Source organism: Halococcus saccharolyticus DSM 5350, from assembly GCF_000336915.1.
Taxonomy (GTDB): domain Archaea; phylum Halobacteriota; class Halobacteria; order Halobacteriales; family Halococcaceae; genus Halococcus; species Halococcus saccharolyticus.
In genome coordinates this window covers 1-7,520 of the sequence record NZ_AOMD01000035.1, presented here as the reverse complement: position 1 = coordinate 7,520, position 7,520 = coordinate 1, and the positions used below count along the sequence as shown (strand labels likewise).

General features: G+C 63.7%; 7 protein-coding genes. 1 reads left to right on the top strand and 6 read right to left on the bottom strand.

The annotated features are described in order from the left end of the window. The 4 genes from C449_RS17275 to C449_RS17260 form a co-directional block, all read right to left on the bottom strand. On the bottom strand, positions 1–412 hold a 412-nt coding region (locus C449_RS17275; protein WP_006079339.1), incomplete at its 3' end, for a 2-oxoacid:acceptor oxidoreductase family protein. 156 nt (positions 413–568) lie between these two features. Further along, the gene (locus tag C449_RS17270) at positions 569–1,909 is read right to left on the bottom strand and encodes a glycerate kinase type-2 family protein (protein WP_006079338.1); all 1,341 of its coding nucleotides are present in this window, start codon (positions 1,907–1,909) and stop codon (positions 569–571) included. Positions 1,910–1,949: 40 nt separating this feature from the next. Continuing rightward, a complete protein-coding gene (locus tag C449_RS19085) occupies positions 1,950–2,144 on the bottom strand; it encodes a DUF7501 family protein (RefSeq protein WP_049914423.1) in 195 nt (64 codons plus the stop codon). Positions 2,145–2,331: 187 nt separating this feature from the next. After that, the gene (locus C449_RS17260; protein WP_006079337.1) at positions 2,332–3,930 is read right to left on the bottom strand and encodes a thiamine pyrophosphate-requiring protein; all 1,599 of its coding nucleotides are present in this window, start codon (positions 3,928–3,930) and stop codon (positions 2,332–2,334) included. A 149-nt stretch (positions 3,931–4,079) separates the two neighbouring features. Between C449_RS17260 and ddh the strand changes: the two genes are divergently transcribed. After that, a complete protein-coding gene (gene ddh / locus C449_RS17255; RefSeq protein ID WP_006079336.1) occupies positions 4,080–5,018 on the top strand; it encodes a D-2-hydroxyacid dehydrogenase in 939 nt (312 codons plus the stop codon). A 146-nt stretch (positions 5,019–5,164) separates the two neighbouring features. On the opposite strand, the gene C449_RS17250 is transcribed toward ddh, so the two are convergent. Continuing rightward, entirely contained in the window at positions 5,165–6,229 is a 1,065-nt protein-coding gene (locus tag C449_RS17250) for an isocitrate/isopropylmalate dehydrogenase family protein (RefSeq protein ID WP_006079335.1), read from the bottom strand. A gap of 127 nt (positions 6,230–6,356) precedes the next feature. Then, a partial coding sequence (locus tag C449_RS17245; RefSeq protein ID WP_006079334.1) for a phosphate acyltransferase occupies positions 6,357–7,520 on the bottom strand: 1,164 nt, incomplete at its 5' end.

Here is a 7,520-nt window from a genome sequence, read left to right as displayed (position 1 = left end):
GATAGACGTGCCAGTCGTTCTCTTCGACGCGCTGCTCGAAGTCGTCGATCTCAGAGGCATCGAGCAAGCCCTCGTCGTAGACGATCACGCCGCCCTCCCGAAGCTCGTCCAAGTTCTCTGAGAGGGGCTTGGCCTCCTCGTTACCGTAGTAGGCCTCGTCCTGGGGGTTGCGTGCGAAGCTGTCGCCGAGCGCCAGCAGGAAGTTGTACCCGTCGCCACGCGACTTCACGTCGTGCTCCGCGGCGCGCACCTCGACGTAGGTGTGCCCGCCCCGGATCCGCGAGGGATAGTGTCGGTGGGTGAAGACGTGCAATCCGGCCCGCATCAGCGCCTTGGTGAAACTCTGGCTGGTCGAGTCGATCCCGTCGCCGGAACCGCCCGCGATCCGCCAGATGAGTTCTTGTCCTGACATCAGAGTGACCACCAGTGTTTGCGGCTGGTATGAGTACACCAGCAGCAAGGGAACTAAATTCTTACCATCCGTTTGTGCCAGTCTGTCATAGAAATCGATGCAGAGCAGGGGAACTATGGCGGTCTTGACGGCCGATTTTTCGTCGGGGTCAGGGGTTCACGAGGCGTCGCTGTCGTCATCGACGACGACCACCCGCAGATCGTTGACGTTGGTTCCCGTCGGCCCCGTCTCGACGACCGCCCCACGCTCCATGAAGTACGAGCCAGCGTCGTTTTCGGCGAGTGCCGTCCGCGCTCGCTCCCGATCGTCGAGAATCACCCGGCTGGCGAGTGCACCTGCAACGGTGCTCGCCCCGTCCTTTCCGTCAGTATCGACGCTCCCGACGACGATGCTGTCGGAATCGGCGGTCATGATCCCGCTGAGAACGAACTCCTGGTTCGGACCGCCGACACCGTCGCCGTGCATCGTCACCGTCGTCTCGCCGCCGGAGAGATAGACGACCGGTGGTTCGACGGGATTGCCGGTGGTCAGCGTTTCCTCGCCGATCGCGGCGTGTGTCTTCGCTGCTTCGCGCGCTTCACCCTCTACCCGTGACGAGAGGATGACCGACGTGTACCCGTGTTCTTCCGCCGCCGATCGCGCTGCCGCGAGCGCGGTGAACCCATCGGCGAGCACGTGAATAGAAGTCCGTTCGAAGGCAGGATCGGCCGTATCGGGCGTCTCGGGTCGATCACCTGCCGCCCCGCGTTCGAGATGCGTGCGGATCGCCGCCGCAGGGGTGATGTCGTAGCGTTCGAGCACAGCAAGTGCGTCGGCGTACGTCGACTCGTCGGGGACGGTTGGCCCGCTAGCAATGACACCGTAATCGTTCCCCACGACATCGCTGAGAACGAGACTGATGACGGTCGCCGGCGACGCCGCTTTAGCGAGTTGGCCACCCTTGATCGCCGAGAGATGCTTCCTGACGGTATTTATCTCGTGGATCGTCGCGCCGCTCGAAAGCAGCGCCTCCGTCAACGACTGTAACTCCGCGAGACTGACGCCATCCACGGGTGCCGGCAGGAGGGCGCTGCCGCCCCCGGAGATCGGACAGAGTACGAGCGTGTCCTCCGTGGCTCGCTCGGCGCACGAGAGCACGCGCTGTGCGCCGTCCTGCCCCGCCTCGTCCGGTGACGGGTGTGCGCCCTCGACGACCGTGATCCGCTCCGTCTCCCGTGGATCGTTCGTGACGACGACCCCTTCGGTGAGATGCTCCCCGAGTACGGTTTCCAGCACGCGTGCCATCTGTGCGGCCGCCTTCCCGCCACCGACGACCAGGACCTCCGTGTACTCGTCGAGATTCACGACGGAGCCGTCGATCGTAAGCTCGTCGCCGGATCGATCGAGCGCGGCCCCCAGTGCGCGGTCGGGCTGTGCCGCCGCGATGCCGGCTTCGATGCAATCGAGCGCGACGTCGTGAGCGGCGGTCGTCGAGAGCTGCGTCCGGTTCTGGATCATGGCACGCGTTTCAAACGAACGGGGACACACATCCCTGTTGTCATTCGCTCCATTCGCCTTTCATATCGCCTGAGACGTTCCCGCGCCAGCGTTCGAACCCGTCGTGGCAGCGTTCGTTCGCATCGATATGACGCATGAACGCTGCACCACCGTTATCGAGTTGCTGCTGGCAGAACGGACACGACTCCGGACCGCTCCAGAGCGGAGATGGATACGGCTGACTACTCCTCACCATATCGCGATGATCGGGAGTACTGCATAAAAACCTCAGCGCCGCGGTAACACTGGCCAAGCAGCTATCGTCTCGAACGAATGATAACGAAGATAATCGACCGGGCCGGCCGTCGAACCGCTGCGAACCCCGTCGATCACCGTGCTGCTCGTCGGAGAGATACAGGGAGAGAGCGAGAGGAGCGGAACCGCTAGAAGATCGACTTGTCGGTTTCCTTGGCGGTGAGGAACTCGAGGAGAACCGGCGTGCCTTCCTCGGTCTTCTGGACACCGCGCTCGATGGCGTCGCTGATCTCGTCGGGGTCTTCGATCCGTTCGCCGTAGCCACCGAGTGACTCGGCGAGATCGGCGTAATGACCCGAGAACTCGGTGTCGTAGGAAGCCATCTCGAAGTTGTTGAGGACGACCTCCATGATCGGGATGTCCTCGCGGGCGGCAGTTTCGAAGTCCATCCCGGTCATCCCGATCGCGCCGTCGCCCATGATGTGGACGCAGGTCTTCTCGGGACGGATGAGCTTCGCGCCCATCATGAGACCGAGCCCGTAGCCGAGTTGGGTCGTCTTCCCCCAGCCGACGTACGAGAGTGGCTCGGTGACCTCGAAGAACGGGGCCATGAAGTCACGAGCGTTGCCGGCGTCGTGGGTGACGATGGACTCCTCCTTGTCGAGCGTCTTGTCGAACTCGTGGACGACGCGATAGGGGTTGATCGGCGTCTCGTCGGAAGTGAGCTTCGGCCGCCATTCTTCGAGCCACTCCTCGCGGACCGATTGAATCTCCTGGACGACGTCCTCGCGGCGACCGCGCGGCCCGTCGACGCGGCTCTCGACGGCGTCGTTCACCGCGTCGAGCGTCAGCTTCGCGTCGCCGACGAGCGAGTACTCCGAGGCGACGTCCTTGTCGATGTCGCCCGCATCGAGCGTCGAGTGGATGACCGTCTTGTCCTCGGGGACGGAGATCCCGTAGGCGGTGTCGGTGAAGCTACAGCCGACGCCGAAGATGACGTCACACTCCTGCAGGAAGTGATGGAGCTGGCTGGGCTCGCTCTTGCTGCCGGCACCGATCGAGAGCGGGTGGTCCTCGGGGAAGGCGCTCTTGCCGTTGAGACTCGTCGCAACCGGCACTTCGAGCGTCTCCGCGAGTTCCTTGAGGGGGTCCCACGCCTTCGCGTAGTGGACGCCCTGCCCGGCGTAGAGGATCGGGTTCTCGGCAGCAAGCAGCACGTCGGCGACCTCCTCGACGCCCTCGGGATCGGGCCCGGAACGGTCCGTGCTCGTCGGCGTGTAATCGAAGTCGTCGACGTCCATGTCGAAGACGTCCTTCGGGACTTCGACGACCGAGGGCCGAGGACGACCGTTACGGGCCGTGTTGAACGCCCGCCGCATCGTGTCGTCGACGGCGTCGGGATCGGTGAGCTGTTCGCAGGTCTTGCTCACCGGCTGGTACGTCAGAAACGAGTTGAACCGCGGATCGACGTCGGTGTCGGCCTGATCGTATCCCGCCGGGATCGCGACGAGCGGGGCCGATTCCGTGTACGCCTGCGCGACACCGCCGACCGAGTTCTCCGTGCCGGGGCCGTGCTGGCAGGCGAACGCAGCGATGTTCTCGCCGGAGGACACCCGCCCGATCCCGTCGGCCATGTGGAGCGCGGTCCGCTCCTGCCGGGTGATGATGGTCCGGATACCCGCGTCCTCTGCGATTCCCGTATCGAACAACGGGTTGCTGGGGAACCCCACGAGGTACTCTACACCTTCCGCTTTCAGCACTTCAGTGATTGATTCGTTGACGTTCATTGTGGTACCCACTGCTCAATGGACATCTACTCAGCCGATGGCGACCGTCATAAGCTTGTCGGATAGCCCCGGTTCCCTGTTGGCGCTCCGCCGCTGAAACGCACCAACAGACTCAAATGACCCGATTCCGTTGTCTCCGCCGGAACCGCATGACCGACCGTCCCGAGTTACGACGACTCTGTGTTCACGAATCGATCGGCAACAAGATCCCGAAAGAGGGTTTCGTCGAGGCGTTCGACGAGCTATCGATCCCGGTAGAGCTCGTCGGTGACGACGAAACGTACGACGAGACGGACGCAGTCGCCTCGTTCGAGCCCCGCCCAGAGTTCCTCGACGCCGGCTGGGTACACGTCATCCGCGCGGGCTACGATGCGTTCGACACCAACGCGTACGAGACCGAAAGAACTCCTCTGACGAACAGTACGGGGATTCATGGCACCACCGTCGGAGAGATCGGCGTCGGCTACATGCTCTCGCTGGCCCGTATGCTCCACATCTATCGGGACCATCAGAACGACGGCGACTGGTACGAGCCGGACTATAGCCGGCCCTTTACCGTCGAGGACGAGCGCTTGTGCGTCATCGGTCTCGGGACGCTCGGCCAGGGGATCAGCGAGCGCGCGGATGCGCTCGGAATGGACGTCGTCGGCGTCCGTCGCTCGGGGGAATCGGTCCCGGGCGTTTCCGAGGTGTACCACCCCGACGACCTCCACGACGCCATCGCCGACGCCCGTTTCGTCGCGGTCGCCGTCCCACACACGCCGTCGACGGAGGGGATGATCAGCACCGCCGAGTTCGAAGCGATGCGCGACGACGCGTATCTGATCAACGTCGCCCGGGGACCGATCGTCGACGAGGACGCACTCATCGACGCGCTCGACTCGGGCACGATCGCCGGTGCGGGGCTGGACGTCTTCGAGACCGAACCCCTCCCCGAGGAGTCGCCGCTGTGGGACTTCGAGGAGGTCATCATCTCGCCGCACCGCGGGTCGGCGACGAACCAGTATCACCTCGACATCGCCGAATTGGTCGCCGAGAACGTCCGTCGGTATCAGGACGGCGAGTCGTTGAAGAATCGCGTCGCCTGAACCGACGGCGCTCGATCTGCACACGCTGTCACACTCTTTTCGACGAAAGTCACAGACCGACCGCCGCAAAGCCGGCTTCGCGACATCTAGCAGTCCGTCGCAGCTTGTCGAAAAGCGCTTGGAGAAAAGGCGTGACTGTCGGTGCTCTACAGTCGGTCGCTGAGGTCCGAGACGACATCGACTGTCTTCGCATCGCCACCGAGATCGGGCGTGCGCGGTGCCGACTCGTCGGCGAGCTGTGCCTCGACGGCGTTCCAGAGATCGTCCGCGGCGGCGTCCTTGCCATCGTCGAGGTACTCGAACATCATCGCGCCGGTCAGAATCGACGCGAGCGGGTTGGCGATCCCCTCACCGACGATGTCAGGTGCGCTCCCGTGGACCGGCTCGAACATGTCGGGGTAGTCGTTCTCCTCGTTGATGTTGCCGGAGGGAGCGAGCCCGAGACTGCCGGTGATGATCGCAGCGATATCCGTAGAGATGTCGCCGAACAGGTTGGAGGCCACGACGACGTCGAACTCCTCGGGCCGACGGACGAGATCCATCGAGGCACGGTCGACGAGCAGGCTCCTGACCTCCACCTCGGGGAAGTCTGCGGCAACCTCCTCGACGATGTCGTCCCAGAAGACCATCGAGTGGGCCTGGGCGTTCGATTTGGTGATCGAGGTGAGATGGCCCTCGCGCTCGGTCGCCGCTTCGAACGCGCTGCAGACGATCCGTTCGGTTCCTTTTCGGGTGAACAGTCCGGACTGGACGGCGACCTCGTTGCTGAAGCCGTGGTGTTCCCGGCCGCCGACGTTCGCATACTCGCCCTCCGTGTTCTCGCGGTAGACGACGAGATCGATGTCATCCGCCCCGTAGCCTCGAAGCGGGCTCTCGATACCCTCGAACAGCTTGTTCGGTCGCTTGCAGATGTACTGGTCGAACCCTTTCCGGATCGGGAGGAGGAGCCCGTTGAGCGTCACGTGGTCGGGCACCTCGGGATGGCCGACGGCACCGAGGAAGATCGAATCCGCCGACTCGATTCGATCGAGTCCGTCGTCGGGCATCATCGCGCCCTCCTCCAGATAGCGTTCGGTGCCCCAGTCATATGTCGACCGTTCGAGCGCGAAGTCGTGCTTTTCCGCAACCGTGTCGAGCACTTCCATCGCGGCGCTCGTGACCTCGGTACCGATACCGTCGCCTGGAATGACGGCTATGTCGTACGTCTCCATGCACGCTCGTATCGCGTTCGGTTGTAAATAGCTGGCGATGTCGACGATCACCACGGTGACACCGGCAATAGGGCGTTCAGCCGTTCACCGATGCGTTGTCAATCGATCGCCGAACCAGCCTATCAGTTCACTCGCCGATGCCGTTCTCCTGGGCGTCGACCACTACAACGCTCGCCAGATTGACGATATCCTTGACCTCGTCGCCGCGCTGGAGGACGTGAACGGGTTTGTCCATGCCGACCAGCATCGGGCCGATCGCTTCGGCACCGCCGAGGCGCTGGAGCAGCTTGTAGCCGATGTTGCCCGCCTCTAAGTTCGGGAAGATGAGGACGTTCGCCGGTTCGTCCAACTCCGAGAAATCGTAGGTGCCGCTGAGCATCTCCTCGACGACGGCGGTGTCGGCCTGCATCTCGCCGTCGACCGGGAACTCGACAGTGGAGTCCTCACGGAGTTTCCGGGCGGCCGCACGGGGCTTGCGCGTCCCTTCGTTGTCGACACTGCCGAAATCCGAGTACGACAGCAGCGCCGCCCGCGGTTCGATGTTGAACCGTCGAGCGAGATCGGCGGTGTGCTCAGTGACCTCGGCGAGGACGTCCGCATCGGGTTCCTGATTGACGGTGGCGTCGGCACAGAACACGACCCGATCCTTGAACGCCAGCAAGTAGACTCCCGCCGCGTAGTTCGCATCATCGTGCGTCCCGATGATCCGCAATGGTGGACGCAGCGCGGAGGGGTAGTCGTGCGTCAGGCCGGTAAGCATCGCGTCGGCATCACCCATCTCGACCATCACGCTGCCGAGGTGGTTCTCGTCGCGCAGGAGGTCTTCGGCCTCGGTATGAGTGACGCCCTTGCGCTGACGCAGCTCTGCGAGTCGTTCGGCGTAGGGCCTGAGGTTCGCCGTATCGGGATCGACGATCTCGGGATCGAACGCCAGCCCGAGCGAATCCATCGTGTCGGTGATGACTTCCTGGTCGCCAATGAGGACGGGGTGGGCGATGCCCTGCTCGTCGATCTGATGGGCAGCGCGGATCATCTTCTCGTCGTCGCCCTCGGCGAGCACCACCCGCTTGGGATCGGCTTTCGCCTTGTTGAGCACGACGCGCATCATCTCGCGGGACTTGCCGAGACGGGCCTCAAGCTCCTCGACGTATTCGTCGGTGTCGAGGTCGGTTCGGGCGGCCCCGGAGTCCATCGCCGCCCGTGCCACGGCAGGCGTGACTTCAAAGAGGACGCGAGGATCGACGGGTTTGGGGATGATGTAGTCGGGGCCGTACTGGAGTGGTTGGTCGCC